Origin of the sequence: Burkholderia sp. Bmkn7 (genome assembly GCF_041103175.1) — a bacterium.
GTDB lineage: Bacteria > Pseudomonadota > Gammaproteobacteria > Burkholderiales > Burkholderiaceae > Burkholderia > Burkholderia cepacia.
Window position 1 is genome coordinate 233919 of record NZ_JBGCUH010000003.1, and the last position, 25146, is coordinate 259064.

Annotated in this window: 26 protein-coding genes and 1 pseudogene; 3 read left to right on the top strand and 24 right to left on the bottom strand. The window is 69.0% G+C overall.

The features are described from left to right. Positions 1–8: 8 nt before the first annotated feature. The 18 genes and pseudogenes from AB3K92_RS22495 to AB3K92_RS22580 form a co-directional block, all read right to left on the bottom strand. The gene (locus AB3K92_RS22495; RefSeq protein ID WP_369465859.1) at positions 9–2075 is read right to left on the bottom strand and encodes a fimbria/pilus outer membrane usher protein; all 2067 of its coding nucleotides are present in this window, start codon (positions 2073–2075) and stop codon (positions 9–11) included. Positions 2076–2169: 94 nt separating this feature from the next. Then, a pseudogene (locus tag AB3K92_RS22500) lies at positions 2170–2490 on the bottom strand (FimD/PapC N-terminal domain-containing protein); the annotation flags it as partial. Between the two features lie 281 nt (positions 2491–2771). Further along, positions 2772–3545, bottom strand: coding sequence for a fimbria/pilus periplasmic chaperone (locus AB3K92_RS22505; RefSeq protein WP_060219712.1), 774 nt, complete (start codon positions 3543–3545; stop codon positions 2772–2774). Positions 3546–3688: 143 nt separating this feature from the next. Continuing rightward, on the bottom strand, positions 3689–4240 hold the full coding sequence (locus AB3K92_RS22510; protein WP_369465860.1) for a fimbrial protein: 552 nt from the start codon (positions 4238–4240) through the stop codon (positions 3689–3691). 184 nt (positions 4241–4424) lie between these two features. Continuing rightward, a complete protein-coding gene (locus tag AB3K92_RS22515; protein ID WP_059676000.1) occupies positions 4425–4664 on the bottom strand; it encodes a hypothetical protein in 240 nt (79 codons plus the stop codon). Between the two features lie 51 nt (positions 4665–4715). After that, on the bottom strand, positions 4716–5030 hold the full coding sequence (locus AB3K92_RS22520) for a hypothetical protein (RefSeq protein WP_059490343.1): 315 nt from the start codon (positions 5028–5030) through the stop codon (positions 4716–4718). A 105-nt stretch (positions 5031–5135) separates the two neighbouring features. Further along, positions 5136–7283 carry a peptidase domain-containing ABC transporter gene (locus AB3K92_RS22525; RefSeq protein ID WP_069253101.1) on the bottom strand — a complete coding sequence of 716 codons (2148 nt, stop codon included), beginning with the start codon at positions 7281–7283 and terminating at the stop codon, positions 5136–5138. Positions 7284–7323: 40 nt separating this feature from the next. Next, positions 7324–8583: an HlyD family secretion protein gene (locus AB3K92_RS22530; RefSeq protein ID WP_369465861.1), complete on the bottom strand. Its 1260-nt coding sequence runs from the start codon at positions 8581–8583 to the stop codon at positions 7324–7326. Beyond that, positions 8580–9938, bottom strand: coding sequence for a TolC family outer membrane protein (locus tag AB3K92_RS22535; protein WP_230944243.1), 1359 nt, complete (start codon positions 9936–9938; stop codon positions 8580–8582). The genes AB3K92_RS22530 and AB3K92_RS22535 overlap by 4 nt, the downstream gene beginning before the upstream one ends. Positions 9939–10448: 510 nt before the next feature. Beyond that, entirely contained in the window at positions 10449–11231 is a 783-nt protein-coding gene (gene fliR / locus AB3K92_RS22540) for a flagellar biosynthetic protein FliR (protein WP_048024008.1), read from the bottom strand. A gap of 25 nt (positions 11232–11256) precedes the next feature. After that, on the bottom strand, positions 11257–11529 hold the full coding sequence (gene fliQ, locus AB3K92_RS22545; RefSeq protein ID WP_021162238.1) for a flagellar biosynthesis protein FliQ: 273 nt from the start codon (positions 11527–11529) through the stop codon (positions 11257–11259). 19 nt (positions 11530–11548) lie between these two features. Next, the gene (gene fliP / locus AB3K92_RS22550) at positions 11549–12310 is read right to left on the bottom strand and encodes a flagellar type III secretion system pore protein FliP (RefSeq protein ID WP_027788754.1); all 762 of its coding nucleotides are present in this window, start codon (positions 12308–12310) and stop codon (positions 11549–11551) included. A gap of 36 nt (positions 12311–12346) precedes the next feature. Continuing rightward, positions 12347–12919, bottom strand: coding sequence for a flagellar biosynthetic protein FliO (gene fliO, locus AB3K92_RS22555; protein ID WP_048024007.1), 573 nt, complete (start codon positions 12917–12919; stop codon positions 12347–12349). Next, on the bottom strand, positions 12916–13407 hold the full coding sequence (gene fliN / locus AB3K92_RS22560) for a flagellar motor switch protein FliN (RefSeq protein WP_021162235.1): 492 nt from the start codon (positions 13405–13407) through the stop codon (positions 12916–12918). Before fliN ends, fliO begins: the two co-directional genes overlap by 4 nt. After that, positions 13400–14398 (bottom strand): flagellar motor switch protein FliM, encoded by a 999-nt coding sequence (fliM, locus tag AB3K92_RS22565; RefSeq protein ID WP_021162234.1) that lies wholly within the window; start codon positions 14396–14398, stop codon positions 13400–13402. Before fliM ends, fliN begins: the two co-directional genes overlap by 8 nt. A gap of 22 nt (positions 14399–14420) precedes the next feature. After that, on the bottom strand, positions 14421–14957 hold the full coding sequence (fliL, locus tag AB3K92_RS22570; RefSeq protein WP_049097223.1) for a flagellar basal body-associated protein FliL: 537 nt from the start codon (positions 14955–14957) through the stop codon (positions 14421–14423). 198 nt (positions 14958–15155) lie between these two features. Beyond that, positions 15156–15878, bottom strand: coding sequence for an LrgB family protein (locus AB3K92_RS22575; RefSeq protein WP_048024005.1), 723 nt, complete (start codon positions 15876–15878; stop codon positions 15156–15158). Between the two features lie 13 nt (positions 15879–15891). Beyond that, positions 15892–16368, bottom strand: a complete 477-nt coding sequence (locus AB3K92_RS22580) for a CidA/LrgA family protein (protein WP_021162231.1) — start codon at positions 16366–16368, stop codon at positions 15892–15894. A 140-nt stretch (positions 16369–16508) separates the two neighbouring features. Between AB3K92_RS22580 and AB3K92_RS22585 the strand changes: the two genes are divergently transcribed. Beyond that, positions 16509–17435 (top strand): LysR family transcriptional regulator, encoded by a 927-nt coding sequence (locus tag AB3K92_RS22585; RefSeq protein ID WP_021162230.1) that lies wholly within the window; start codon positions 16509–16511, stop codon positions 17433–17435. A gap of 23 nt (positions 17436–17458) precedes the next feature. On the opposite strand, the gene AB3K92_RS22590 is transcribed toward AB3K92_RS22585, so the two are convergent. From AB3K92_RS22590 to AB3K92_RS22600, 3 genes are all read right to left on the bottom strand, one after another. Next, on the bottom strand, positions 17459–17845 hold the full coding sequence (locus AB3K92_RS22590) for a type II toxin-antitoxin system VapC family toxin (protein ID WP_369465862.1): 387 nt from the start codon (positions 17843–17845) through the stop codon (positions 17459–17461). A gap of 27 nt (positions 17846–17872) precedes the next feature. Beyond that, a complete protein-coding gene (locus AB3K92_RS22595; RefSeq protein ID WP_021162228.1) occupies positions 17873–19435 on the bottom strand; it encodes a DHA2 family efflux MFS transporter permease subunit in 1563 nt (520 codons plus the stop codon). A 178-nt stretch (positions 19436–19613) separates the two neighbouring features. After that, positions 19614–20105 carry a MarR family winged helix-turn-helix transcriptional regulator gene (locus AB3K92_RS22600; protein ID WP_042976873.1) on the bottom strand — a complete coding sequence of 164 codons (492 nt, stop codon included), beginning with the start codon at positions 20103–20105 and terminating at the stop codon, positions 19614–19616. A gap of 174 nt (positions 20106–20279) precedes the next feature. Here AB3K92_RS22600 and AB3K92_RS22605 point away from each other — a divergent pair, with 174 nt between their 5' ends. Both AB3K92_RS22605 and AB3K92_RS22610 read left to right on the top strand, forming a co-directional pair. After that, positions 20280–20564: a hypothetical protein gene (locus tag AB3K92_RS22605; RefSeq protein ID WP_048023998.1), complete on the top strand. Its 285-nt coding sequence runs from the start codon at positions 20280–20282 to the stop codon at positions 20562–20564. Between the two features lie 285 nt (positions 20565–20849). After that, positions 20850–22421: an efflux transporter outer membrane subunit gene (locus AB3K92_RS22610; RefSeq protein ID WP_048023997.1), complete on the top strand. Its 1572-nt coding sequence runs from the start codon at positions 20850–20852 to the stop codon at positions 22419–22421. A gap of 22 nt (positions 22422–22443) precedes the next feature. Here AB3K92_RS22610 and AB3K92_RS22615 read toward each other — a convergent pair whose 3' ends face one another. Genes AB3K92_RS22615 through gspL form a run of 3 tightly spaced genes read right to left on the bottom strand, consistent with a single transcriptional unit; the run spans position 22444 to position 25125 of the window. Next, positions 22444–23232 carry a type II secretion system protein N gene (locus tag AB3K92_RS22615; RefSeq protein ID WP_369465863.1) on the bottom strand — a complete coding sequence of 263 codons (789 nt, stop codon included), beginning with the start codon at positions 23230–23232 and terminating at the stop codon, positions 22444–22446. 31 nt (positions 23233–23263) lie between these two features. Continuing rightward, a complete protein-coding gene (gene gspM / locus AB3K92_RS22620; RefSeq protein WP_021162223.1) occupies positions 23264–23770 on the bottom strand; it encodes a type II secretion system protein GspM in 507 nt (168 codons plus the stop codon). Next, entirely contained in the window at positions 23767–25125 is a 1359-nt protein-coding gene (gene gspL / locus AB3K92_RS22625) for a type II secretion system protein GspL (protein ID WP_048023995.1), read from the bottom strand. The genes gspM and gspL overlap by 4 nt, the downstream gene beginning before the upstream one ends. Positions 25126–25146 lie beyond the last annotated feature (21 nt).

Sequence of the window (25146 nt, forward strand, 5' to 3'; positions counted from 1 at the left end):
GTGTTCCATCACGATTCTCCTGCCGGGGCGCGCCGGACCTCGGGCGCGTCAGCGGATGGGTTGTCCAGTTTGCAGGGCGCCTCGATGCGCTCGATGCCGATCGGCGCCGCGCGTTGCTCCAGCGGCGGCAGCGCGACCCGGATCGTGCACCGCCACGCGTCGGCGTGCCCCCATTTCACGGTCAGCGTGTCGTTCGGCTCCGATAGCCGGGCGTAGACCTGGCCGCCCTGCGACACGATTCCGACGTTGTTGCCGCGTCCGTCGAACACCGGCGCGCCGAACGGTAGTTCCGTGCCCGCCGGCGCCGCCGCATGGATCAGAAGCGGGCGGCCCGTCACCGTCGGATAACGCAGCATCACGATCGCCCCCTGGCGCGGCGCGACCTGCTGGCTCGTCGTCTGCAGCTCGACGTCGGCCGGCAGGCCGCGCGGATCGATCTCGACCTGGTTCACGCGATACGGGCTCAGGTACGGGACGACCGCGTAGCCGCGCCGGTCGAGACGGATGCCGCTGTAGCCGGCCACGGTTGCGCCGCCGGCGGCCGGCGCCGCGACGACGGCCATTGTGTCGGCGGTATACGGGACCGCCGTCACGCCGCCCGGATGGGCGACGACAGTGCCGCTGACGCCCAGCGACGCCGAGCCGTAGTCGTTGCCCTTGCCGAGCATCCCCTGCAGTGCGGCGACCGGCGTCCGGTACTGACCCGAGACCGTGCCCGCGTAGGTCGCGTCGGCATTGCGTGCCGCGGAAACCGAGTAATTGCCCTCGTACGCCGCGCCGACGGAACCGGTTGCGGTGGCCGTCGACGTGAAGCCGTTCAGGCTGTCGCGCGCGGCATAGACGCTCAGTCGCGGCGATCGCGCGCTCGCGCCGAGCGGGACCGACACGCTCAGCATCGCCTGCGTATCGGCGTTGCCGCCGGACGCGAGCGAGCGGTTCACGGATACCGTGTAGTCGAACTGGCGGTAGCGGTTGCTGTAGCTGATCTGGAATTGCGTGTCGGTGCCGCTGCGTGTCCAGTAGTTCTGCGTGTAGCCGCTCACATACAGCTGGCCCCAGCGCTCGCCGAACGGCTGCGCGGCGGTGACCGACACGCGGTTGCGCGCGCGCCACGCGGGTCGCGCGGCCGCGCCGGTCAGGTTGCGTTTCGCGTTGTCGACGAACGCGAGCGCATTGCCGAAGTCGAGATACCCCGACGACGAGAAGCGATAGGCGGCCACGGACAGGTTGCTGTTCGTCGCGTCGATCGTCTTGCTGTACGTGACGCGCACGCTCGACCCGCGCGTCCGCTGCCCGTATGCCGACGTGAACGCGCCGGACACGTCGAGCGCCAGCGCGCCCAGCGGCGTGTTGAACGCACCTCCGGCGAGCACGTTCCGGTAGTGCTCGTTCGCGAGCACGCCGCCGTACAGCGTCAGCAGGTTGTTCACGCCGCGGCTGTAGGTCGCCTGCACCACGCGTGGCGTGTACGACAGGTCGACGTTGCGCACGGTGCCCGCGACGAAGCCGAACCGGCTGCGCCCCGGCCGCAGCGACTGCGCGACCGCCGCGTACGGCACGCTGAAGGTGCGCTCGCTGCCATCCGCCTCGGTGACGGTGACGACGAGGTTGCCGCCATAACCGGTCGGGAACAGGTCGTCGATCACGAACGGGCCCGGTGGCACCGCCGTGTCGTAGATCACCGCGCCGTTCTGGCGGATCTTCACGCGCGCGCTGGTGTTGGCGATCCCGCGCACGACAGGCGCGTAGCCGCGCTGCGAATCGGGCCACATCCGGTCGTCGGTCGCGAGCTGCACGCCGCGGAACGCGAACGTATCGAACAGCTCCCCGGACGTGTTCGCGTCGCCGATCCGGACGCGCGCCGTCAGTGCCGACAGGTCGCGCTGTACGTAGGTATTCGCTACGCTGTAGTGGCGGCCGCCGTGCTGCTGCCAGTTCAACGCGCCGTCGTGGCGAAAATACCAGCCACCGATGTTGATGCCCGCATTCAGGCCGACGTACGCGGTGGTCGAGCCCTGGCCGTGCGTGACGTTGCGGTACAGGTTCGTGTTGTAGCCGACCCAGCCGGCCGTCACGCCGTCGTCCCACCGTGACGGATCGACGTAGCCGCGCGCCGCGCGCCGAGCGCCGCAGCAGCGCCTGCGGGATCTGCACGTCGAGGCGCGCCGCGCCTGCATCGAACGACGCGGTTGCGCCGGGCAGCAGCGCTTCGAGCGGCTGGCACGCGTCGGCCGCATCGAGCAGCACGAGCGCGTCGGGTGCGAACCGTCGCGGGTCCGCATTGAACTTGTCCAGCAGCGGTCGGCCGATGCATACCTGCGCGACGTCCGGGCGCACCTCGCGCACCGTCACGTCGTCGCGGCCGAGCATGACGCCGTTCAGGTAGATGTCCGAACGATACTGGCCGGGCCAGACCGGATTGCCCCGTTCGTAGCGCGACAGGTCGAGCCCGCCGGGCGGCGATGCGACGAGATCGGGGTTGAAGCGCACGGCGCCGGCCCCCGTCCCGGCCTCGCCGATCCTCGGCGGCCGGTCGTCGGCGGGTTCGGGTTCGTGCTCGCTTGCGGCGGCGCCGAGCGGCAACGCCTAACACGCGAGCAACGCCATTGCGTACGATCGGCGCGGGACGGGCACGGCCAGGCGGGCGCACCACCTCGTTGCACGGTCAGCGCGTTCCATGAAATTCGCTCCAGATACTCGAATTGAACGTGTCGCGCACGGGGCGGCGCCCCGGCGCTGAAGGTGTCGGCTTCGCGGTGCGGACGGCGCAGCTAGCGGGTGTCGTCGAGCACCGCCCGCCACTCGACGCCGGTGCCGAAGTCGTTGATGGTTGCGTAGTCGAACGTCGTGCCGGGCGGCAACGCCGGCAGTGCCGCATCGAGCGGAAAAACATGCGATGCCTGCGGCGCGATCATTGCCCCGTCGCTGAGCGAGAAGGTGCGGCCGCCATGCACGACGCGCGCCGACAGCACGACGACGTTATAAGGCGTCGGATTCGTCGCGCGCAGTGCATGGCCTTTGCCGTCCGGCGCGGGCGCGAGCGACCACTTCAGTTGCCTCGCGGCGGCAATGGCGCCGTTCGCATTCAGTCCGACCGGCCGGAAGAACAGCTTGATCCGCGAACGGAACGCGAGTTGCAGAACGGTGGTCGACTGCGTTTCGTCGACGCCGGGCGGCACGTCCAGTACGTTCAGCCAGAACACCGATTCGCGGTCCTGCGGCAGCGCGTCGCCGGTGTAGACGATCCGCACGGTCTGCCCTCGGCCGGGGTCGATCCGGAACACGGGCGGCATCAGCACGAACGGCACCTTCGTGGTGCCCGGTCGTGCGCGTGGGTCGCCGTCGTCGAGCCACGTCTGCACGAGCGCGGGTTGCGCGCCGTTGTTGTCGAGCTTGACGGTCACTTCACGGTCGCCTGCCGGGTAGATCACGCGGGTGCCGGACACGATGACGCTCGCCGCGGCCTGCTGCGCGAAGCACACGAGCGCGGCGCAGATGCACAGCGAGAACGGGCGCAAAAGGGACGGGAGAATCGGAATCATCATATGTAGCGCGATGGGCAGGGAACGCCGGCGGCCGGCGCACCCGTGCGGCACGGTCATGCCGGCGACACCCGCGGTGCCGCCGGCCGATATCGCCGCGACGGGCGCGCACGCCACGCGTGCTGCCCGTCGCGGCAGCCTGGGGATCAGAGGTAGTCGATCGAGTAGGTGACCGACGTGTTCACGTCACCGGCAGTCGCCGCGCCCTGCGCGTAGTACTGCGCGCCGTAGACCATCGTGGCGCCGTTGTTGACGATCGGCACCGAGGTCTTGCTCGGGTTGCGCTGGCTGGCGTCACCCGCCTTCAGCGCATAGCCGTCGATGTCGAGCAACTGCACGGAAACGTTGGTGGCCGCGTTGCTGACCGCCCGGTTGGTCAGTGTGCCGTCCGCGGTGTTCACGTTCGGGCCGGCTTCGAAGAAGGTGCGCACCGACTTGCCGGTCGCGTTCGTGCAATTGCTGAGCGCGATCGTGAAATTGGTCGCGCCGGTGGTTGCGCCCTTCGACGACAGCGTGCTCGCGCTCACGCCCGGCAGCCCGACCGTGCCGTTGTTGCTGCCGTTGTTGATCTTGACGTCGCAGGTCGCGCCGCTCAGCGTGCCCGTGATGGTCACGGTGCCGTCGTACGCATGCGCGGTGAGCGGCGCGAGCGCCATCGCGGCAGTGATCGCCGACGCCAGGGTAAGTTGCTTGATCATGTTCTGCTTCCTCTGTGATTTGCTCGAAAAAACTCCGCCGGCCGTTCCACGATCCGGGCGGATAAATTTAGCTTTCCAGTAAAGGGCGCCACAATCGCAAACGATCCAGAAATGCCGCGTTTTCCATTGAATCAGCATTCCTGAATATTGAGACAGCGTGGCGCCCGCTCTGGCAGCGCGCTGGCTATCGCACTGCGCGCCCCAGTACCGCCAGCGAGACGGCGATTGCCGTCACGCCCACCGCGACGGCAATCTTGCCGAGCGTCCCGACCGCCTCCGTCCCGCTGTTGTCCGACGGGAACGGATTGACCCACGGCTCGCGCGGCTCGCGTGGCGCGAACAGGTTGTTGAGCCAGCCGACAAGATCGCTGGACGACAGACCGCCGGATACGGCCGCACATTCCGCATGGTGCATTTCACGCATGATGTTTGCCCTCTGGAAAAAACTGGAATGGATAAACGGGCCCGCCGCGCCTCACTTCGGTGCCGGCAGGTTCGGGTCGAACAGGCCTTCCATCACGCGATTGAAGATCCTGAGCGTCTGCGCCACGCCATTGACGAGGCCGTATGCGTTGCCGCCGATCACGCCGAGCGCCGCGCCCGCGATCAGGCCGACACCCGCGCTGAGGATGCCGAAGCCCAGGATCCCGCCCTGGCTGCCGCCCGTCGCCGCACCCTTGAAGCCGCCGGCGACCAGGCCGGCCGTGGCGCCGAGCAGCGCTGCACCGACGGTGCCGAAAAAGCCGCCGCCGCTCACTTCGTGGCATTCCATCGTGGTCAACTCACGCATTTGCGTTTCTCCTTGTTACTGCAGGGTGCCGATCGCGCAAGGCCGGATCGGCATCGGCCGTTTCGCCGCCCGTCGGGCGGCCGAATGCTTCGCGACGCCGCGGCGCTACGCCGGCTCGGGCGCGACGCGCGCGCCGACGGGTAGCTCATGGGCTGCGCCGCCCGCGATCTCGATCACGCGATCCGCGCTGCGGATCGTTTCCGGACGGTGCGCGATGATGATCCGCGTGACGTTCATCGCCCGCACCGCATCGTTGATCAGGCGTTCACGCGCGAGATCGAGATGGCTCGTCGCTTCGTCGAGCACCAGGATCGCCGGCTGGCGGTAGAACGCGCGGGCGAGCAGCACGCGCTGGCATTGCCCGCCCGACAGCGACGACCCCATGTCGCCGACGAGGCTCCGATAGCCCATCGGCATCGCGACGATGTCGTCGTGGATCTGCGCGAGTCGTGCGGCATGCTCGACGCGCGCGTCGTCGGGCTGCGGGTCGAAGAAGCCGATGTTGTCGGCGATCGAGCCCGCGAACAGGATGTCGTCCTGCATCACGCAGCCGATCCTGTCGCGATACGGATGCAGGCCGAGCTTGCGGATGTCGATGCCGTCGACCTGCACGCTGCCGTGCTCCGGCGCGAGCAGGCCGAGCAGCAGCTTCGCCATCGTCGTCTTGCCCTGGCCCGACGGGCCAACCAGCGCGACCGATTCGCCGGGCGCGATCGAGAACGAGCAGCCGTCGAGCACCCACGGCTCGGTTTCCGCGTAGCGGAAGCGCACGTCGCGCACGTCGATCGCGGGTGGCGTTGCATGGCCCGCCTGCGGCGGCCGCACGACCTTCGCCTCCATGTCGGCTTCGACGTCGGTCAGCACGATGTCGGCGAGACGCTCGCCATGCAGGCGCAGCATCCGGAAATCGATCAGCGTGCCGATCAGCCCGGCGCCGCGCGCCATGAACTGGTCGGCAAAGCTGACGAACGCGACCAGCATCCCGGCCGAGAACTGCCCGTCGAGAACCTGCTTCGCCGCCAGCCACACGAGCACCACGCGGCCCGCACCCGAAATCACGCCCTGCAGCGTCGAGAAGCCGATCGACAGCCGCTCGATCGCGACGTGCTTGTTGGTGGTTTCGACGACTGCGTTCGCATAGGTGGCGACACGCGCTTCCTGCTTGTTCGCGAGCTTGATCGCCTGCACGCCGCGGATCGATTCGAGCAGGTTCGACTGCGCGCGCGCCGCGTAGACGATCTGTTCCTCGTTCGCCTGCCGGAACGGCCGGTACGCGATCCAGCGGATCGCGCCGTACGCGGCGAACAGGCCGAGTACGAGCCACGTGAGCGAAGGGCTGTAGACGAACAGCATCGCGAGCGTCGCGACCGCCATCACGCCGTCGAGCAGCGCGCCGATGAACTGCGTGGTCAGCGTGGCCTGGATCGTATTGATCGCGCCGAACCGCGACACCACATCGCCGATGTGGCGCTGCTCGAAATACGCCATCGGCAGCCTGAGCAGGTGCGCGCAGACGTTGGCGGTCCACTGCACGCCGAGCAGGCTCGAGAACCACGTCACCACCCACGAGCGCAGGGCCGATACCGCGTTCTGGAACAGCACGACGAGCAGGAAGCCGATGCCGAGCAGCGTCAGCAGGTCCGCGTCGGCCGATACCAGCACCTGGTCCATCACCCACTGCATGTAGAACGGCGTGGCGATACCGAACACTTCCAGCGCCGCCGACAGCAGCAGCACCTGCGCGAACGTCGTTCGGAGGCCCGTGACGCCGCCGACGAGCTTCGTCATCGAGATCGCCTCGCGTGCCTGCGTGCGTTCGAACGACGGCGACGGCATCAGCTCCAGCGCGACGCCGGTGAAGTGCTCGGACACTTCGGCGAGCGGCACGTCGCGACGCCCGCGCGCCGGATCGTGGATCGTGATCCGGCCGCGCGACACCGACTTCAGTACGACGAAGTGGTTCATGTCCCAGTGCAGGATGCACGGGCGGCGCAGCTTGCCCAGTTCGTCGAGTTCGAGCCGCAGCGCACGCGACGCGAGGCCGAGCCGGTACGCGATCAGCATCACGTCGTTGAGGGTGGCCCCCTTCAGCGACGGGCTGAAGCGCCGGCGCAGGCTGACGAGGTCGAGGTCGTGGCCATAGTGGCTCGCGACCATCCCGACGCACGCGAGCCCGCATTCGGCCGCCTGCGTCTGCAGGATCACCGGCAGGCGGCGGCGCCAGCCGAATTGCAGCGCATCGATCCATTTCATGGTTGAACGGGCTCCGTGACGAATGCGTTGGGGGCGCGCATCAGGCCGACACGCGGCGGCCGAGTGCATACAGAGGCTCGAGCACCCACTCGACCAGCCGGCGCCGGTCGATCAGCACGTCGGCCTCGAGCGCCATCCCGGGCCGCAGCGCCTCGTGCTTGCCGTACGCGACGATGTCCTGGCGATCGAGCGCGACGACGACGCGGTAGAGCTGCTCCGGCACGTTGGCGCGCCCGGTCAGGTTCGCGACTTCCTGCGGCGACAGCGCGGTACGCGACACCTCGGTCACGTGCCCGAACTGCTGGCCGAATTTCTGGAACGGGTACGCCTCGTAGCGCAGCACGACGCGCGCGCCGGTGCGCACGAAGCCGATCGCGCGGCTCGGCACCATCAGTTGCGCTTCGAGCGGCGCGCCTTGCGGCAACAGCGACACGGCCGACTGGCCCGCGTTGACGATCTGCCCGGGCTTCGCGAGCAGCGCGGCCACGACGCTCGCCTGCGGTGCGCGCAGGATGACCGTGCGACGCGCTTCGTTCTCGGCGATCGACTGCTCGACGTCCGCGAGCTTGCGCTCGATGTCGTTCTGCTGGTTGCGGGTGGTGAGCGGCAGCTCGCGCAGCTGCTGGCGGGTCTGGTCGAGTTGCTGGCCGACTTCGAGCCGCTGGCGGGCGAGTTCCTGCAGCCGCGCCTGCGCGTCGAGCAGCACGCCTTCCTGCTGCTCGACCTGGCTGTTCGACGCATAACCCTGCGCGCGCATCGACTGCAGCTTGTCGAGCTGGTGTTGCGCGAGCTCGGCCTGGCGCAGCCGCTGCGCGTGCTGCCGCGCGATCTGCGTGAGCTGGTCGTCCAGCGCCGCCTCGCGCGTGCGCAGGCCGCGCTGCGCTTCTCTGCTCAGTTGCGATTGGCTGGTCAGATCGGTCTCCAGGCGCGAACGCTGGAACTTCAGTTGCCGCGCCACCGTCTCGCGCGTGCCGCCGAGCTCGGTCGCCACTTCGGCCGAGATCGCCAGCAATTCCGCCCCGGCCGCGACCGTCTGGCCTTCGCGCACGCGCAGGCCGGTCACCGTGCCGGTCAGCGGCGGCGCCACCGTCAGCAGCCCTTGCGCCGGTAACAGCTGGCCGGCCACGCGCTCACGCTTCGTGTAGCTGCCGAACACGAAGAACGCAACGACCACCAGCGTCAGCGCGGTCGCGACGCCGATCGTCAGCCAGCGCCAGGGCGGCGAATACAGGCTGACGGTACCCATCAGCTTGTGCCGGGTCGCGTCGAGCGCTTCCTGGCGGAACAGGGAATCGGTCATGAGCGGACTCTCCCGGCCGGCGCCGGGCCGTCAGCGCGGCAGCCGATTGCGGCCACGTCGTCGTCGCCGAGCGTGCCGAGCGCGGCGGACAGTTGCAGCCGCGCACGCAGGTAGCGATAGCGGGCGTCGGCGAGATCGCGGATCGCTTCGAAATAGCGCTGCTGCGCATTCAGTTCGTCGATCTGTGTGCGCAGCCCGACTTCGCGCCCGAGGCGGGTCGACTTCACCTTGCTGTCGGCCGACGCGAGCGCGCGCTCCTGCGCGCGGATCAGCGCGATGCCGTTGGTGATGCCGAGATACGCGGCACGGGCGTGTTCGCGGGCCTTGCGGCGCGCATCCTCGAGCGCATCGCGCGCCTGGTCGCGCCGGCGGTACGCTTCGCGGCTCGCCGACAGCGGGCCGCCGCCGGCGAACAGCGGGATCGTGACGGTCACGCCGATCATCGACGAGCGGGTTTTCGACGTTGTGCCAAACACGGCGTCGAGCCCGTTCTCGTTGGCGCCGCGGCTCCAGTTCGTGCCGTAGCTCGCCTGCAGGTTCACGACCGGCAGGTGCGCGCCCGTCGCGGCGACGATGTCGGCCTGCGACTGGTCGAGCAGCTTGCCGGCGATCAGTACGTCGACGTTGTCGCGGGCCGCGTCTTCCATCGCGGTCGCGAGATCGACCGGCGCGGCCTGCGGCGCGCATTGCCACGAGATCGGCGCCAGCTCGGTCGCCGTCAGCCCGGTGATTCTCTGCAGCGTGCCGTTCGCGATCGCCAGATCCGTTTGCGCGCTCACCCTACGCGCCAGCGCTTCGTCGAGATTCGCGCGCGCCTCGTCGACGTCGGTCCGCGTGCCGTCGCCGATCCGCAGCGCGGCCTGCGCCTGATCGAGTTGCTTGTGAAATGCCTGCTGCGCGGCTTCGGCGGCCTGCAGCACTTCGCGTCCGAACAGGACGTCGAAATAGGCGCCGGCGACATCGGTGATCAGGGTTTGCGACGCTTTCTCGTACTCGATGTCGGCTTGGTCGGCGAGCGTGCCGCCGCGCTTGAAATCGGCGACGCGGGACACGTCGAACAGCGGCTGCGTGACGGTTGCGGACACGCTGTGACGGCGGACCGCCGCTGCGTACGCGGCGGTGGGCTGGTCCTGCTTCGTGTAGCTGCCGTTGAGCTCCGCACGCGGCAGCAGCCCCGCAAGACCTTGCCAGCGTTTCTCGCGGCCGGCGAGCTGCGCGTTGCGTGCCGCGCCGATGCCCGCATCGAAGCGCCGCGCCGCGTTCACCGCGTCGAGCAGGTCGGCCGCGGGCGCCGGCCATGCGGCGCCGAGCCAGCCGAGAACGGCCACCAGCCGGAAGGATCGTGTCGAAATCATCTGCCTGTACGCGCCGCTGCCTGACGGTCGCGAGAACCGCGGCGATGTCGCGCCGCAAAGCGGAGATTATTCAGTGGCGGGGAGCGGCACGATATCGTCGTTCGTCCAATTTCGGACAGGTGCAGGCAGGCTTGCGGACAGTGCGACGCGGCGGAGCGCCGAGCGGAAATAGTGGCAGGCCGTGCAAGGCACCGGCGTGCGCGTTGCTGCACAGGAGCGCACCGAGGACGTCCGGCCGGCACGAAACACAACCACCAGCAAACACATCGACAGTCTGACAAGGCCGCACAGTTGCAACCGCGGCACCAGCGCTCCGCCGTTGGCGGCGATCAACGCTTGGCCATGCTGCTCGCAACACGCTGGCGAGTATCGTCATCCGTCGATCGAGTCCTTTCCGGATCGATCGGCAGAATCGCCGCCATTGGCCGGGCGAATGCGCGCTGAATCGATACGAGATCGCGATGAATTGGCCGAGGCGGCACCCCGATCTCGTGACGAATCACCGACGCATCACCGCCAGCCGATCAGCACCCGCCCCATCGCGTCGACCCCCATGTCGAACAGGTGCGACACGAACGGCACGAGGTTCGGCACCATCAGCTGCACGAGCAACAGCCCGACGAGCATCGTGACGGGAAAGCCGATCTGGAACACGCCGATCTGCGGCGCCGCGCGGTTCAGGATGCCGAGCGCGAGATTCGTGATCAGCAGCGCCGCGACCACCGGCAGCGAGAGCAGCAGCCCCATCCCGAACACCGTCGTGCCGAACGCGGCGAGCGTGCGCCAGCCGGGCGCGTGCAGCAGGTCGGCCGACACCGGCAGCGACTGGAACGACGCGGTGAGCGCGGCGAACACCTGCAGGTGGCCGTCCACCGCGAGGAACGCGAGCATCGCGACCGCGTTCAGGAAGCGGCCCATCACGGGCGTCGCGCCGCTCGTGTGCGGATCGAAGAAGGTGGCGAAGCCGAGCCCCATCGACAACCCGATGAAGTCGCCGGCCGCCTCGACGGCCGCGAACACGATCTGCATCGTGAAGCCCATCGCGGCGCCGATCAGGAACTGCGTGACGAGGATCCAGATGCCCTGCGCGGAAAACACGGTGACGTCCGGCATCGCGCCGAGCGTCGGCGCGACGACCAGCGCCATGAACGCGGCCAGGCCGATCTTCACGCGCGCGGGCACCGATGCGTGGCCCACGACGGGCGCGGTCGCGACGAGCGCGAGCATCCGCACGAACGGCCACAGGAACGCCGTGAGCCAGCCGTTGAGCTGCGCGTAGGTAACCGAGAACATCGCCGCCGGATCGTGCGCGCGCGGCTCAGCCGACGCCGAGCGTCGCGACGTGCAGCAGCGTCTGCCGCAGGTAGTCGAGCATCGTCGTCATCATCCACGGGCCGGCGATCACGAGCGTCGCGGCCACCGCGAGCAGCTTCGGGATGAACGACAGCGTCGCTTCGTTGATCTGCGTCGCGGCCTGGAACAGGCTCACGACGAGGCCGACCGCGAGCGCGACCAGCAGCAGCGGGGCGGAGAGCAGCAGGCCGACCATCATGGCCTGGTGCGCGAGGGTCATCACCTGTTCGGGCGTCATCGTGCGTTTCCTCCGCGGCTTACGTGAAGCTCTGCGCGAGCGAGCCGATCAGCAGCTGCCAGCCGTCGACCAGCACGAACAGCATCAGCTTGAACGGCAGCGACACGGTGGACGGCGACACCATCATCATCCCCATCGACATCAGCACGCTCGCGACGACCATGTCGATGATCAGGAACGGGATGAAGACCGTGAAGCCGATCTGGAAGCCGGTCTTCAGCTCGCTCGTGACGAACGCCGGCACCAGCAGCGACAGCGGCACGTCCTCGGGGCCCTGCATCGGCGCGGCCTTCGAGATCTTCGCGAACAGCGCGAGATCGGTCTCGCGGGTCTGCTTCAGCATGAAGGTCTTGAACGGCGCGACGCCGCGCTGCACGGCCTGCTCCATCGGCATCGAGCCGTCGGAAAACGGCTTGTAGCCGTCGTTGTAGGCCCGGTCGAGCACCGGCGACATCACGAAGAAGGTGAGGAACATCGCGAGGCCGACGAGCACCTGGTTCGGCGGCGTCGTCGCGGTGCCGAGCGCCTGGCGCAGCAGCGACAGCACGATGATGATGCGCGTGAAGCTCGTCATCATCAGCAGCATCGCCGGCAGGAACGACAGCATCGTGAGCAGCAGCATCGTCTGCACGCTCAGCGAATAGGTGGTGCCGCCGTGCGGGCCCGGGCTCGCGTTGAACGCGGGCAGGCCGTTCGCCTGCGCGCAGGCGAGCGCGGGGGCGAGGCAGAGGATCAGCACGGGCGCGAAGCGCGCCGCGCGATGCAGGAATGCGTGTTTCATCGAAATGCGGAGTCGGAAAGAGGGCGCGGCGCCATGTCAGCGGTCCTTGCCGCGACCGAGGCGCTTCGCGGCTTCGCCCGCGAGCGCGTCGCGAAACCGCGAGCCGAACGTGCCGGGCAGGCCGCCTTCGGACGGTGCGGCGCCGGAAGGTGCGCCGGTCGAGGCGGTCGTCGCGCCGGCCGCCGCCGAACCGGCCGGCAGCGCATGCAGCAGCCGCACGTTGCCCGGCGCGACGCCGAGCACGAGCCAGGTGTCGCCGATCTCGACGATCGTCGCGCTTTCCTTGGCGCCCACCGCGACGCTCGACACGACCTTCAGCGGGCCGCCGCGGCGCACGTGCTGGAAGCCGAAGCGACGCGCGAGCCACGCGCACGCGAACACGAGACCGATCACGACCGCGAGCCCGACGAGGGTCTGCAGCACCGCGCCGATGCCCAGCGACGGCGCGGCCGAACCGACGGTCACGCTCGACGCGATCGCCCCGGCGTGGTTCACCGCGTTCATGTCGGCGGCACCGGCCGGTGCGCACGCGAGCGACGCCGCGATGGCCGCGACAGCCGCCACCGCGCTCGCGACGCGCGCACGGCGGCCGGGCTTCGCCACGTTCATCGATTCAGCTTCCGGATGCGTTCGGCCGGCGTGATGATGTCGGTCAGGCGGATGCCGAACTTGTCGTTGACGACCACCACCTCGCCCTGCGCGATCAGGCAGCCGTTCACGAGCACGTCCATCGGCTCGCCGGCCATGCCGTCCAGCTCGACGACCGAACCCTGCGCGAGCTGCAGCAGGTTGCGGATCGCGATCTTCGTGCGGCCGAGCTCCACGGTCATCTTGACCGGGATGTCGAGGATCATCTCGATGTCGTTGTGCGTCGAGCTGGCCGCGGCCTTCGACAGCGGCTGGAACACGCCGGCGCCCGTCGCGCCCGGCTGCACCGGCTGCTGGTTCTGCTCGGCGAGCGCGGCGGCCCAGTCGTCCATGCCCGGATCTTCCTCCGCTGCGGCCGGTGCCGCCTGCGCGGCGGCGGCCGAGGCCGCGAGGGCCGCGTCGGCCATCGCTTGCGCGTCGTCCTCGGGCGTCTGGTTCAGCTCACTCATATCCACCTTCCTTCATCGCGTCGCCCGCGCTGATCATCTTCTGCACGCGCAACGCATATTGACCATTGAAAATTCCGTAGCCGCATTCCATCACCGGCACGCCGTCGACCTTCGCGGTGATCGTGTCCTCGATCTCCAGCGGCAGCACGTCGCCCGCGCGCAGGTTCAGGATCTTCTCGAAGGTCGACGAGATCTCGGCGAGATTCGCCGTCAGCTCGACCTCGGCGGCCTGCACCTGCTGCGACAGCACGCGCACCCAGCGGCGGTCGACTTCGAGCGCCTCGCCCTGGATCGGCGACGCGAGCACGTCGCGGATCGGCTCGACCATCGAGTACGGCATGCAGATGTGCAGCGTGCCGCCCGTCGGCCCGAACTCGATCGAGAACTGCGTGACGATCACGATCTCGTTCGGCGTCGCGACGTTCGCGAACTGCGTGTGCATCTCCGAGCGCACGAATTCGAACTGCAGCGGCCGCACGCTCTTCCACGCGGTCGTGTAGTGCTCGAACACGAGGTTCAGCAGCTTGCCGATGATCCGCTGCTCGGTGGCCGTGAAATCGCGGCCCTCGACGCGCGTGTGGAAGCGCCCGTCGCCGCCGAACAGGTTGTCGACGACGAAGAACACGAGGTTCGGGTCGAACACGAACAGCGACGTGCCGCGCAGCGGCTTCACGTGCACGAGGTTCAGGTTCGTCGGGATCGGCAGGTTGCGGGTGAACTCGCTGTACTTCTGCACCTTCACCTGGCTGACGGAGATTTCCGCCGTGCGCCGCATGAAGTTGAAGATGCCGATCCGCAACAGGCGCGCGAAGCGGTCGTTGATGATCTCGAGGCCGGGCATCCGGCCGCGGACGATCCGCTCCTGCGTCGCGATGTTGTAGGGGCGGACGCCCGACGTGTCGCGCTGCTCGTCGACCGAATCGGTTTCGCCCGTGACGCCCTTGAGGAGGGCATCGACCTCCTCCTGGGACATGAACTCCTGGTGGCCCATACGCGCTCCTTTCGCGGCCGCGTTACTGGACGACGAATTCGGTGAACAGCACGTCGTCGACCTTCGCGCGCTGGTTGCCCGGCTGCGTCGGCTGTTCGATCAGTTCCCGCAGTTCCTTCGCGAGCGAACGTTTGCCGTCCGGCGTCGCCAGATCCTCGGGATGCTTGTTCGACAGCGCGAGCAGGATCCGGCTGCGGATCTCCGGCATCCGCGCGGTCAGTTGCTCCTGCGCCTTCGGGTCGGTGAGCTTCAGCGACAGGCCGACACGCAGGTAGTGCTGCGCGCCGTCGTCGGACTGCAGGTTCACGGTCAGCGGGTCGAGCGGGAAGAACACCGGCGCGGCCAGCGGCGCCGGCTCGGCGGGCGCGCTCGCATGGCCGACGCCTTCCTTGCTCAGGAACACGTACATGCCGCCGGCTGCGGCGGCCGCCGCGCCCAGCGCGATGACGGCGATGAGCGCGATGCGCTTGAACTTGCCGGACGAAGCCGGCTTGTCGGCGGTCGGGTTTGCGGTCGTGGAGGCCATGTGGATGCGTGCGTGATGTCTCGTAGCATGCATTGTTCGGCATCCGGGCCGAGCCTGATGGGCGGAAAAGAGGGGGGATTTGCGGCTATCTCAGCCGATTGTCGGCCGGCGCGGCTCGATGCAGGGCAGGAACGGCGGGCGAAACCGGCCGCGGCGGCGGGCCGGCGCTCCGGCAGGCGGGAAAGGCGAGGAACGGTGGGAAGGCGAGCCGTGGCGCCCGCCCGAACGACGTCAGATCGGCAACAGCGACAGCAGCGGCGCGATCAGCACCATCGCGACGCCCGCGATCATCATCGTAAGGCTCGACACGACGCCTTCCTCGCTGCCGATCTCGCGCGCCTTCGCGGTGCCCACGCCGTGGGCGGCCGCGCCGAACAGCGCACCGCGCGCGAGCCGCGTGCGCATCGGCACCAGCGCGAGCACGATCTCGCCGAGCAGCATCCCGCAGATGCCGGTCGCGATCACGAACAGGGCGGTGAGGTCCTTCGGCGCATGGATCTTGTCGGAGACGGCGAGCGCGAACGGGGTCGAGACCGAGCGCGTCATCAGCGAGCGCTGCAGCTCGGGCGACAGGTGCAGCAGCTTCGCGAGCAGCAGCGAGCCGCACACGCCCGCGCCGATCCCGACCGCGACGCCGACCGACAGCGACAGCCAGTGGCGGCGGATCAGGTCGCGATAGTCGTAGATCGGCACCGCGAACGCGATCGTCGCCGGGCCGAGCAGCCACATCAGCCAGCGCGTGTCGCGGAAGTAGACCGAATACGGGATGCCGGTCAGCAGCACGAGCAGCACCAGCACGCCCGGCACGAACACGAGCGGCGAGAACAGCAGCGTCTTCCTGTACGCGTAGAGCCGCTTCGACGCGAAATACAGCGCGACCGTCAGCACGAAGCAGCCGACCGAGATCGCGGTATTCACCTGGTCGGCGGACAGGCTCGACAGCAGCGGCAACATGGCAGGCTCCGGCTCAGTGGGCGGACACGGTGGCGAGGCGCGCGCGGCGGCGTTCGGCGAACACGCGCTGCGCGGCGAGCCGGCGCTCGAGCTTCGCGGCGAGGTCGACCGCGACGGCCACCGCGACCATCACGAACGCGGTGCCGGCGAGCATCACCAGCGCGATGCGCCAGCCGTCCTCGCGGAACAACCCGCCGTATTGCACGGCCGCGACGGCGGCCGGCACGAAGAACAGCAGCATGTCGGACAGCAGCCAGTTCGCGCCGTCCTTCACCCACGCAGGTGCGACGCGGCCCGAGAACAGCAGCACGAGGAGTACCGCGAGGCCGATCACGCCGGACGGAATCGGCAGCCCGATCCTGCGCACGGCCCAGTCGACCGCCATCCACAGCACGCCGAGCGCGGCGGCCTGCAGCACGATCCGGCCCGTGTGCGCAATGCTGCCCGAAGCGGCGGGGCGGGCGGCGGCAGTAGCGGTCGGCTTGGTCATGGCAGGCTCCATACAGATATTGCGTTGATGGGAGGAGTATAGGGTTTCCCCTAACCATAAATAAAATGACTTGTCTCTATCCTTATCATTCCAATTCGGAATTCTGATTGTGTTCGTTGCACCAATCTGGGGAGTGATCGATGGAATTGCGCGCACTGCGGTACTTCGTCGAGGTGGTTCGCCAGCAGAGCTTCACGGCGGCCGCCGACAGGCTGTTCGTGACCCAGCCGACCATCAGCAAGATGGTGAAGGCGCTGGAGGACGAGATCGGTTCGCCGCTGCTGCTGCGGGACGGTCGGCAGATGGTGCTGACCGACGCGGGGCGGATCGTGTTCCAGCGCGGCCAGGACGTGCTCGCCGCGCAGGCGCAGCTGCAGTCGGAGCTGAACGATCTCGGCACGCTCGGGCGCGGCGAGCTGACGATCGGCATCCCGCCGCTCGGCGGCTCGCTGTTCACGCCGATCATCGCCGCGTACAAGCAGCGCTACCCGAACATCGAGCTGAAGCTGTTCGAGCAGGGCGCGCGGATGATCGAGGCCGCGCTGACGTCGGGTGAACTGGAGCTCGGCGGGCTGCTGGAGCCGGTGGATCCCGGCATCTTCGAGCGGCTGCCGATGGTGCGTGCGCCGTTGTGGCTCGTCGCGCCGCGCGAGTCGCGCTGGGAGGATCACGCGGCCGTGCCGCTCGCGGATCTCGCGCGCGAGTCGTTCGTGTTCTACGCGGAAAGCCTCGCGCTGCACGACGCGGTACTGGACGCGTGCCGGCAGGCCGGCTTCACGCCGTCGATCGTGAGCCGCAGCGGCCACTGGGATTTCATGGCCGCGCTCGTGCATGCGGGGGTCGGCATCGCGCTGCTGCCCGAGCCGTATTGCCGGCGGCTCGACGCGGGCCAGTTCACGTGCCGGCCGATCGTCGAGCCGGAAATCACGTGGGCGATCGCGCTCGGCTGGCTGAAGAAGGGGTATCTGTCGCACGCGGCGCGCGCGTGGCTCGACGTCGCGCGGGCGACGCTGCCCATCGCGCCCGGCGACGATCTGGCGTTCGGCGGGTTGCGGGCGAGGGCGTGACGGCCGGGCGATGCCCGGCGCACTCAGACGTGCCTGATCGGGCCCGGATAGCGGGCGATGGTAGGGTCGTGCGTAAGCAGCGTAATGCCTTCCGAGATCGCCTGCGCGACCAGGAGACGGTCAAACGGATCTCGATGGATCGACGGCAGTTGTTCGACTGCAAGTGCGTGTGCGCTCGTGATCGGCAATTCCATGTAGCCGACATCGAGGAGATTGCGACGGAGCACGTTTGGGTCCACCTGGAAATCGTCGCGATCCAGACCACGCTTGATGACGATCTCCCAGAGGCTCGCGACGCTGAAAAGCGGTGTACAGGCGGGATCCTCGATGAGCGCACCGGCGCGGGCGGGCAGTTCGGCCGCACCGGCTGCCGCCCAAAGAAGCAGGGGTGTATCGAGCAGCAACTTCATGCGTCACCCTCGAACCGCTTGCCGATTTCAATGCCCCATCGCCGGCCCCGCCCCCTTCCTCGGCTTCGTGATCCACACGAGCGCCGCGAGCGCGCCGAACATGAAGGCCGACAACAGGAAGAAGTCGTTGGTCGCCATCATGAAGCCCTGCTGCGTGACGAGCTGGTTGAGCTGCGCGTTGGCCGTCTGGCCGACGATGCCGAGCTGCGACAGCGCGCCCTGGTAGTCGGTCGTGCTCTGCGCATACACGCTCACCGATTCCGACAGCCGCGCGTGGTGGTAGATCGCGTCGTTCTCCCAGAACGTCGAGCTGGCCGCGGTGCCGATCGCGCCCGACAGCGTGCGCAGGAAGTTCGACAGCCCCGACGCGCTCGCGAGCCGCTCGTCGGAGATGCTCGACAGCGTGATCGTCGTCATCGGCACGAAGAAGCACGCGACGCCGATCCCCTGCACGAGACGCGGCAGGATCACATGGTTGAACGGCACGTCGAGCGTAAACGTCGAGTTCCAGATCGACACGCCGGCGAACACGATGAACGCGAAGCTCGCGACCATCCGCAGGTCGAGCCGGTGCATGTTGCGGCCGATCAGCGGCGACAGCACGAGCGCGAGCAGCCCGACCGGCGCGGTCGCGAGGCCGGCCTTGCCCGCCGTGTAGCCCATCACCGTCTGCAGCCACAGCGGGAAGATCACGACCGAGCCGAAGAACGCCATGAAGCCGAACGAGATGATCATCGCGCCGAGCGCGAAGTTGCGGTCCTTGAAGAGCGACAGGTCGACCACCGGTTCCTTCTCTGTCGCCTCCCACACGAGCATGAACGCGAGCGACACGACCGCGATCAGCGCGAGCGCGACGATGAACGTCGAGTTGAACCAGTCGCGGTCCTTGCCGAGGTCGAGCATCATCTGCAGGCACGACACGCCGATCACGAGCAGCGCGAGGCCGATCGCGTCGATCCGCTGCTTCGTCGTCTTCGTCTCGCGGCCGCGCAGCAGGAAATACGCGCAGGTCGCCGAGAAGATGCCGATCGGCAGGTTGATGTAGAAGATCCACGGCCACGTGTAGTTGTCGCTGATCCAGCCGCCCAGCAGCGGGCCGAAGATCGGCGCGACGATCACCGTCATCGCCCATAACCCGAGTGCGAGCCCGCGCTTCGCGGGCGGGTAGCTGCGCATCAGGATCGTCTGCGACAGCGGCACCATCGGCCCCGACACGAGGCCCTGCAGCAGCCGGAACGCGATCAGCGTCTCGAAGTTGGTCGCCAGGCCGCACAGCGCCGACGCGATCGTGAACGCGAGCACCGACAGCGTGAACAGGCGCACCTCGCCGACGCGCCGCGCGAGCCAGCCGGTAAGCGGCACCGCGATCGCGGACGCGACCGAGTACGACGAGATCACCCAGGTGCCCTCGCTCGTCGCGACGCCGAGGCTGCCCGAGATGGTCGGCACCGCGACGTTCGCGATCGACGTGTCGAGCACTTCCATGAAGGTGCCGAGCGCCAGCCCGACGGTGAGCAGCGCGAGGGCGCCGCCGGACAGCGGCGCGGGTTCGGCGGCGGGGGAGGCGGCGGATGCCGTGGTGGCGGACATCGAAATCTCCTAGACGCGGCGCGCGCGACGCGCCGGCACAACGCACGGGTGTGCGCCGCAGCGCAGCCCGGCCGGGTGGAACGGATAAAGGGAAAAGGGGAGCGCGTGCCCTGTCATCTTCTGCCCAGACAGATAAATAAGCGAACGCTTAACCTAGACATGGGGGCCTCCGCGCACATCAGCAGTCCGCTTCGTCGTCGGGTTTCGGGCAACCGGCGGTGCCGGGCCCGTTGGCGATGAAGCGTTGCAGCAGGCCGGTGAGCGTCGCAAGCTCGTCGGCCGAGAAACCGTCGAGCTGCGCGTTGAGCGCGGTCGCGATCAGCGACGGCAGCGCACGGGCAGCGTCGGCGCCGCGTTCGGTCAGCGTCAGCTCGATCATCCGGCGGTCCTGCTCGCTGCGCGAGCGGGCAATCAGCCCCTTGCGTTCGAGCCGGTCGAGCATTCGGGTCATCGAGCCGCTGTCGTACGACATCTTGCGGGACAGCTCGAACGGTGTACGCGCATAACCGCGCGCCAGCAGCAGGATCACGCCGATCTGCTGCGCGGTGAGGTCGAGCGGCTCGAGCGCGCGATCCATCCGCTCGACGAGCGCCTGCTTCGCCTTCGACAGGTAATAGCCGAGGCTCGTTTCCAGCGTGATGTTCTCGGGATCGTAGAGGCCGCCGGTCATGCGATTGCGCGCGCAGCAATAGTGCGTTTCGGATTTGAACGCGCCCAGTATCTTGAAAATTGATTGCTTAGTCAATATTATTCGAGACTACCAGTTACGACGTGCATGTTGCACTGCCGGAGACTATGTTCTGACCGATTCGCCCGCGCTGCCGGGCACCCGAGGATGTTCGCGATGCTGTTCCTGAAAAATGCCGCCGGCGCGCTGCGCCGCAACCTGACCGATACCGCTCACCATGTGTTTTCCGGGCCGCACCGCGGCTGGAAGATCGCGCTGTACGTGACGATGCTGGTGGTGCCGGGCGGCTCGCTCGCGGCGCTCGGGGTGGCATGGTTCGATCATCGCCGGCAGCGCAACGCGAAAGACGGTGCGCGCCGCACGGGCCAGCCGGCCGCGACGGAGCCGTCGACATGGCGGCCCGCCGCCGAACCGCTCCCGCTGCCCGCGCGCTGCCACTGACGGCGCGCGCCTTCCGCCTGCCTTCCCGACTGTTTCGTCCGGGTTCCGTCCCGAACCCCGGCGGCGCCCCGCACGGCCGGCACCGCCCGCCCGTCTTCCGGCCAGCGAGCCGTAATGGCCGGTAAACCGGCCGCTCGCGCCGGTAACACATTCCTGTCGCCGCGCACCGTACCCTTTGGGCTGCGCAGCTATCCCGCCGTCAGTTACCATTTGTCCGCCAGCGGCACGACGACCGCATCGCGCGACGCCGCTCGCCGGACGTCGCGCCCAGACAGGAAAATCACCATGCCGTACGCCTCCCTCCCGCGCGCCCTTCGCCCGCTGAGCGCCGCCGTCGCCGTCGCGACGGCCGTGCTGCTCGCCGGCTGCGCCGTCGGGCCCGACTATCACCGGCCCGACACGTCGATCCCCGCCGCATACAAGGAAGCGCCGGCCGGCTGGAAGGTCGCGCAACCCGCCGACCGCACCGACCGCGGCCCGTGGTGGACGGTCTACAACGATCCGCAGCTCGATGCGCTGATCGGCAAGCTCAATGCATCGAACCAGACCATCGCGCAATCGGCGGCCGCTTACCGGCAGGCGCGCGCGCTCGTCACCGAGGCGCGTGCCGCGTACTTCCCGACCGTCGGGCTGACCGCGTCGGGCTCGCGCGCCCGCACGCCGCGCACGTCGGTCTCGTCGGGTTCGTCGTCGGGTTTCGGCAGCGGCTCGTCCGGTTCGATCAACAACAGCTACAGCGTCGGTCTCGACGCGAGCTGGGAACCCGACCTGTGGGGCAAGGTGAGCCGTACCGTCAGCGCGCAACGCGCCGGCGAAGCGGCGGCCGCGGCCGATCTCGCGAACGCGCGGCTGTCGCAGCAGGCGCTGCTCGCGCAAACCTATTACCAGCTGCGCACATCCGATGCGCTGCAGAAGCTGCTCGACGACACCGTGAAGTCGTACCAGCGGTCACTGACGCTCACGCAGAACCAGTACGCGCAGGGCGTCGCCGCGCGCGCGGACGTGATCCAGGCGCAGACGCAACTGCAAAGCGCGCAGGCGGCGTCGATCGACAATGGCGTCGCACGCGCGCAGTACGAGCATGCGATCGCGACGCTGATCGGCGAACCGGCGTCGACCTTCTCGCTGCCGCCGAATCCGCTCGCGGCCGAGCCGCCGATCACGCCGGTCGACGTGCCGTCCGCGATCCTCGAACGCCGGCCCGACATCGCGGCGGCCGAGCGCCGTGCGGCGGCTGCGAACGAGCAGATCGGCGTCGCGATCTCGGCGTTCTTCCCGACCCTGACGCTGTCGGCCACCGGCGGCTTCCAGAGCTCGGTGTGGTCGCAGCTGTTCACGCTGCCGGCGCGTTTCTGGACGGTCGGCCCGCAGCTCGCGGCCACGCTGTTCGACGCAGGGCTGCGCGCCGCGCAGACCGACGCCGCGCGTGCGACCTACGACCAGGACGTCGCCGCGTACCGCCTCGCGGTGCTCACCGCATTCCAGGACGTCGAGGACAACCTCGCGTCGCAACGCATCCTCGCGCAGGAAATCGACGTGCAGCGGCAGGCCGTCGACAGCGCCGAGCACGCGCTCGCGATCGTCACGAACCAGTACAAGGCCGGCACGGTCGCCTACCTGAACGTGCTGACCGCGCAGACCACCGCGTTCACCGCGCAGCAGAAGCTCGCGACGATCGCCGGCCAGCGGATGGTGTCGTCGGTCGGGCTCGTGAAGGCGCTCGGCGGCGGGTGGAACGTCGCGGAGATGGCGCGCGAGAACGGCGACATGGCGGCGCCCGCACCCGTGCCGGCGTCCGGTGCGGCCGCGCCGGCGGCCACCGCACCGTCGGTCGCCGCGCCGCTCGCGCAGAAGTAGGAAGGAAAGGGCGACGCGCGCGTCAGCGCTGCGCGTCGCCGAAGATCAGCGAAACCTCGTTGTTCCCGATCGGGTGGCCGAGCAGGTTCAGGAGCCCGGCGAGGTTCGCCTGCTGCTCGGGCGCCGAATGCGCGGTGCCGCGGAACGATCCCTGGCCGGGGCCGAAGTTGCCGTGGCCGTCGAGAAACAGCGGGCCCTGCGTCGTCGACAGGTCGAGATCGGCGCCGGTCCCCTTCGCCTGCAGCACCGCGCGGTACGAACCGAGCGGCTTCACGCGCGAGATGCGCGAACTCATCGAGTCGATCGTCACCGTCAGCTGGCCGAACGCGTTGTTGCCGATCATGCGCCAGTCGCTCCAGCCGAGCCGCACGTCGCCTTGCAGGTCGAGCGTGTTGAACGGCGTGCCGAGCCCCGCGAGCAGCGACGCCGGCACGGCCATCGTGCCCGCCGACAACACCGCGCCGCGCCACGTCGCATCGAGCGTGACCGCATCCGGCATCGCGTCGGTCTGCCGCATGCGCATCTGCACGCGCCCGGTCAGAAGCGGCCAGAAGCCCGTGGTCCATTCGACCCGGCCCGGCAGCAGCGTCGCCGCGCTCTGGTCGGCCCCCGGCGCGAGCATCAGCGTGCCCGAACCATGCCACAGCGACCCGTCCGGATCGACGAGATTCACGTGCCCGCCGGTCGCGCGCGCGAACTGCGGCGCGATCCACGCGGCCGGCGCGAGCGCGACGAGCGTCACCGCCGTCGCCAGTCCGCCCGCCAGTACCCACGGCAATGCGGTGGCGAGCCGCCTGATCCCCGGCCTCATCGGCCGACCGCCACTTGCGTCATCCACTGCGTCATTTCTGCGTAGACGGTTGCATCACGGCCGTCAGGTCGACCTGGCCGTCGTCCTTCAGCGCAGTGGCATGCGCCTCGCCGACCTGCACCTTGAACTGCCGGCGCGCATCGTCGAGCCACTGCGTCCACGCCGGGAACGACACGTTCTTCATCTGGATCTGCACGCCGTTGCCGACGATCTGTACCTGCGCACCCTGCATCCCGTGATCGGACAGCGACGCGGTCAGCGCGTCCTTCAGCGCGAGGCCGGTCGGTGCCACGCCTTGCGCGGCGGCCGCCAGCGACTTCGCCTCGTTCGCCTGCGCGGTCATCTGCGCGAGCTCGCGGCGCATCGTCGGCAGCTCGCGCTGGATCCGCGCGCGGCCTTCCTGCGCGGGCGACCACAGCACCGAATACGCGATCGCGACCGCCAGCACGGCGCCGCCCCAGCCGAGCAGCATTTTTTCGCGCGGGGAGCGCTCGCCCCAGAACTGGGCCAGCGTCTGGTTCAGTTGTTCCGTCTTCATGAGCGGCTCCGGATCGTCCATTTGCCCGTATTGCTGTCGACTTCGCCGGACAGTCCGTTACGCGCGAGGCGCTGCGTGAAATCGGGATCGACCTTGACCTCCGGCTTGAAGCCGACGTCGAGCCGGCGGTCGTGATAGTCGAGCGACGCGATGCCGTTCAGCGGCAGCGCACCCATCGATCGCGACAGCCCGCTCGACAGCGCGAGGAAATCGTTCGGCGACAGCTCGCCGGCCGCCACGCGCAACTGGTCGAGCTGGCGCTGCATCTGGGCGGGCGGATCGAGCACCGTCGTCGTCTTCGGGAATGCGGACAGCAGTGTCTCGGTGATCTGCGCCGACAGCGCATCGCGCTCGCGCGACAGCTTCCACCAGTGCAGGTTCATCCCGATCACCGCCACGCCGAGCGTCGCCGCGGCGAGTGCGAGCGGCACGCGCAAGCGCTTCACCGTCGCGCGGTCGAAGCGCCACGGCTGCGATTCGAATTCGAACTGGCACAGGTCGAACTTCTCGGTCAGCGCGCGCCGCGCGAACGCGTCGAACGACAACGGCGCGGCACCCGGCAGCAGCGGGCCGTCGGCGCGGCCGACCGACGCGAGCCGCGGCTCCGCGCCCGGCTCGCCGAGTTCGTACAGTTCGACGTCGCCGCCGCCCGCGAGCGCGGCCAGCGTGCCGGCCGCGCGCGACGCGGGCGCCGCGAAGCCTTCGCCGAGCGCACCGCGCGCGACCGCGAGTTCGAGGCGCGGCGCACCGGCCGCGGCCGGCAGCGCACCGGCCTCCACGAGCACCGGTTCGACCGCCGTCGCGAGGCCGAGCACCGCGGCTACCGTCGCCGGGCGGGCCGGCGGCATGTCGACGGCGTCCGCGGCAACCGCCGCGACATCGACCTCGCCGTCGGCCGGCGCCGCGGGTGCGTGCGGCGCCGGCAGGCAGCGTGTCGCGGGCACCGCGCTCAGGTGCCGGTGGCCGGCCGCCGTGAACGCTTCGCAGATCGTGCGGAACCACGCGCGATCGACGACGGCCAGCACGCGGCGCCCGTCGGGCAGCGCGTCCGGATCGAGCGCGATGTGACAGCCGAGCGGATCCTGGATCAGCTGATCCTCGACGATGTTGGGCAGCGCCTGGCGCAGCTTCGGGCCCTTGAGCGGCGGCACGGTCGCGGCCAGCAGCAGCACGTCGCGCGCGGCGACGATCAGCACCGTCGCATTCGCGCGCGGCAGCAGCGCCAGCGCGGCGCGGCCGGCGCGCTGCACGTGGCCGGCCTTGTCGACGAGCGTGAACGGCAGCTCGGGCCACTGCCATTCCTGCAACGGCACGGCAGGCTCGCGCGGCGGCAAAGAAACAATCAACGTGCTCACAAGAGCTCCTCTCCCGAATGG

Excerpts from the sequence above, each read along its gene's own strand:
- fliQ (WP_021162238.1), bottom strand. The coding sequence starts at position 11,529 with ATGACGCCCGAACAGGTGATGACCCTCGCGCACCAGGCCATGATGGTC.
- AB3K92_RS22505 (WP_060219712.1), bottom strand. The coding sequence starts at position 3,545 with ATGATGATTCCGATTCTCCCGTCCCTTTTGCGCCCGTTCTCGCTGTGC.
- fliR (WP_048024008.1), bottom strand. The coding sequence starts at position 11,231 with ATGTTCTCGGTTACCTACGCGCAGCTCAACGGCTGGCTCACGGCGTTC.
- AB3K92_RS22605 (WP_048023998.1), top strand. The coding sequence starts at position 20,280 with ATGCTGTTCCTGAAAAATGCCGCCGGCGCGCTGCGCCGCAACCTGACC.
- AB3K92_RS22595 (WP_021162228.1), bottom strand. The coding sequence starts at position 19,435 with ATGTCCGCCACCACGGCATCCGCCGCCTCCCCCGCCGCCGAACCCGCG.
- AB3K92_RS22535 (WP_230944243.1), bottom strand. The coding sequence starts at position 9,938 with ATGATTTCGACACGATCCTTCCGGCTGGTGGCCGTTCTCGGCTGGCTC.
- fliO (WP_048024007.1), bottom strand. The coding sequence starts at position 12,919 with ATGAACGTGGCGAAGCCCGGCCGCCGTGCGCGCGTCGCGAGCGCGGTG.
- AB3K92_RS22610 (WP_048023997.1), top strand. The coding sequence starts at position 20,850 with ATGCCGTACGCCTCCCTCCCGCGCGCCCTTCGCCCGCTGAGCGCCGCC.
- AB3K92_RS22530 (WP_369465861.1), bottom strand. The coding sequence starts at position 8,583 with ATGACCGATTCCCTGTTCCGCCAGGAAGCGCTCGACGCGACCCGGCAC.
- AB3K92_RS22590 (WP_369465862.1), bottom strand. The coding sequence starts at position 17,845 with ATGAAGTTGCTGCTCGATACACCCCTGCTTCTTTGGGCGGCAGCCGGT.
- AB3K92_RS22600 (WP_042976873.1), bottom strand. The coding sequence starts at position 20,105 with ATGACCGGCGGCCTCTACGATCCCGAGAACATCACGCTGGAAACGAGC.
- AB3K92_RS22520 (WP_059490343.1), bottom strand. The coding sequence starts at position 5,030 with ATGCGTGAGTTGACCACGATGGAATGCCACGAAGTGAGCGGCGGCGGC.
- AB3K92_RS22580 (WP_021162231.1), bottom strand. The coding sequence starts at position 16,368 with ATGACCAAGCCGACCGCTACTGCCGCCGCCCGCCCCGCCGCTTCGGGC.
- fliP (WP_027788754.1), bottom strand. The coding sequence starts at position 12,310 with ATGAAACACGCATTCCTGCATCGCGCGGCGCGCTTCGCGCCCGTGCTG.
- fliL (WP_049097223.1), bottom strand. The coding sequence starts at position 14,957 with ATGCATGCTACGAGACATCACGCACGCATCCACATGGCCTCCACGACC.
- AB3K92_RS22510 (WP_369465860.1), bottom strand. The coding sequence starts at position 4,240 with ATGATCAAGCAACTTACCCTGGCGTCGGCGATCACTGCCGCGATGGCG.
- AB3K92_RS22575 (WP_048024005.1), bottom strand. The coding sequence starts at position 15,878 with ATGTTGCCGCTGCTGTCGAGCCTGTCCGCCGACCAGGTGAATACCGCG.
- AB3K92_RS22515 (WP_059676000.1), bottom strand. The coding sequence starts at position 4,664 with ATGCGTGAAATGCACCATGCGGAATGTGCGGCCGTATCCGGCGGTCTG.
- fliN (WP_021162235.1), bottom strand. The coding sequence starts at position 13,407 with ATGAGTGAGCTGAACCAGACGCCCGAGGACGACGCGCAAGCGATGGCC.
- AB3K92_RS22615 (WP_369465863.1), bottom strand. The coding sequence starts at position 23,232 with ATGAGGCCGGGGATCAGGCGGCTCGCCACCGCATTGCCGTGGGTACTG.
- AB3K92_RS22525 (WP_069253101.1), bottom strand. The coding sequence starts at position 7,283 with ATGAAATGGATCGATGCGCTGCAATTCGGCTGGCGCCGCCGCCTGCCG.
- fliM (WP_021162234.1), bottom strand. The coding sequence starts at position 14,398 with ATGGGCCACCAGGAGTTCATGTCCCAGGAGGAGGTCGATGCCCTCCTC.
- gspM (WP_021162223.1), bottom strand. The coding sequence starts at position 23,770 with ATGAAGACGGAACAACTGAACCAGACGCTGGCCCAGTTCTGGGGCGAG.
- AB3K92_RS22585 (WP_021162230.1), top strand. The coding sequence starts at position 16,509 with ATGGAATTGCGCGCACTGCGGTACTTCGTCGAGGTGGTTCGCCAGCAG.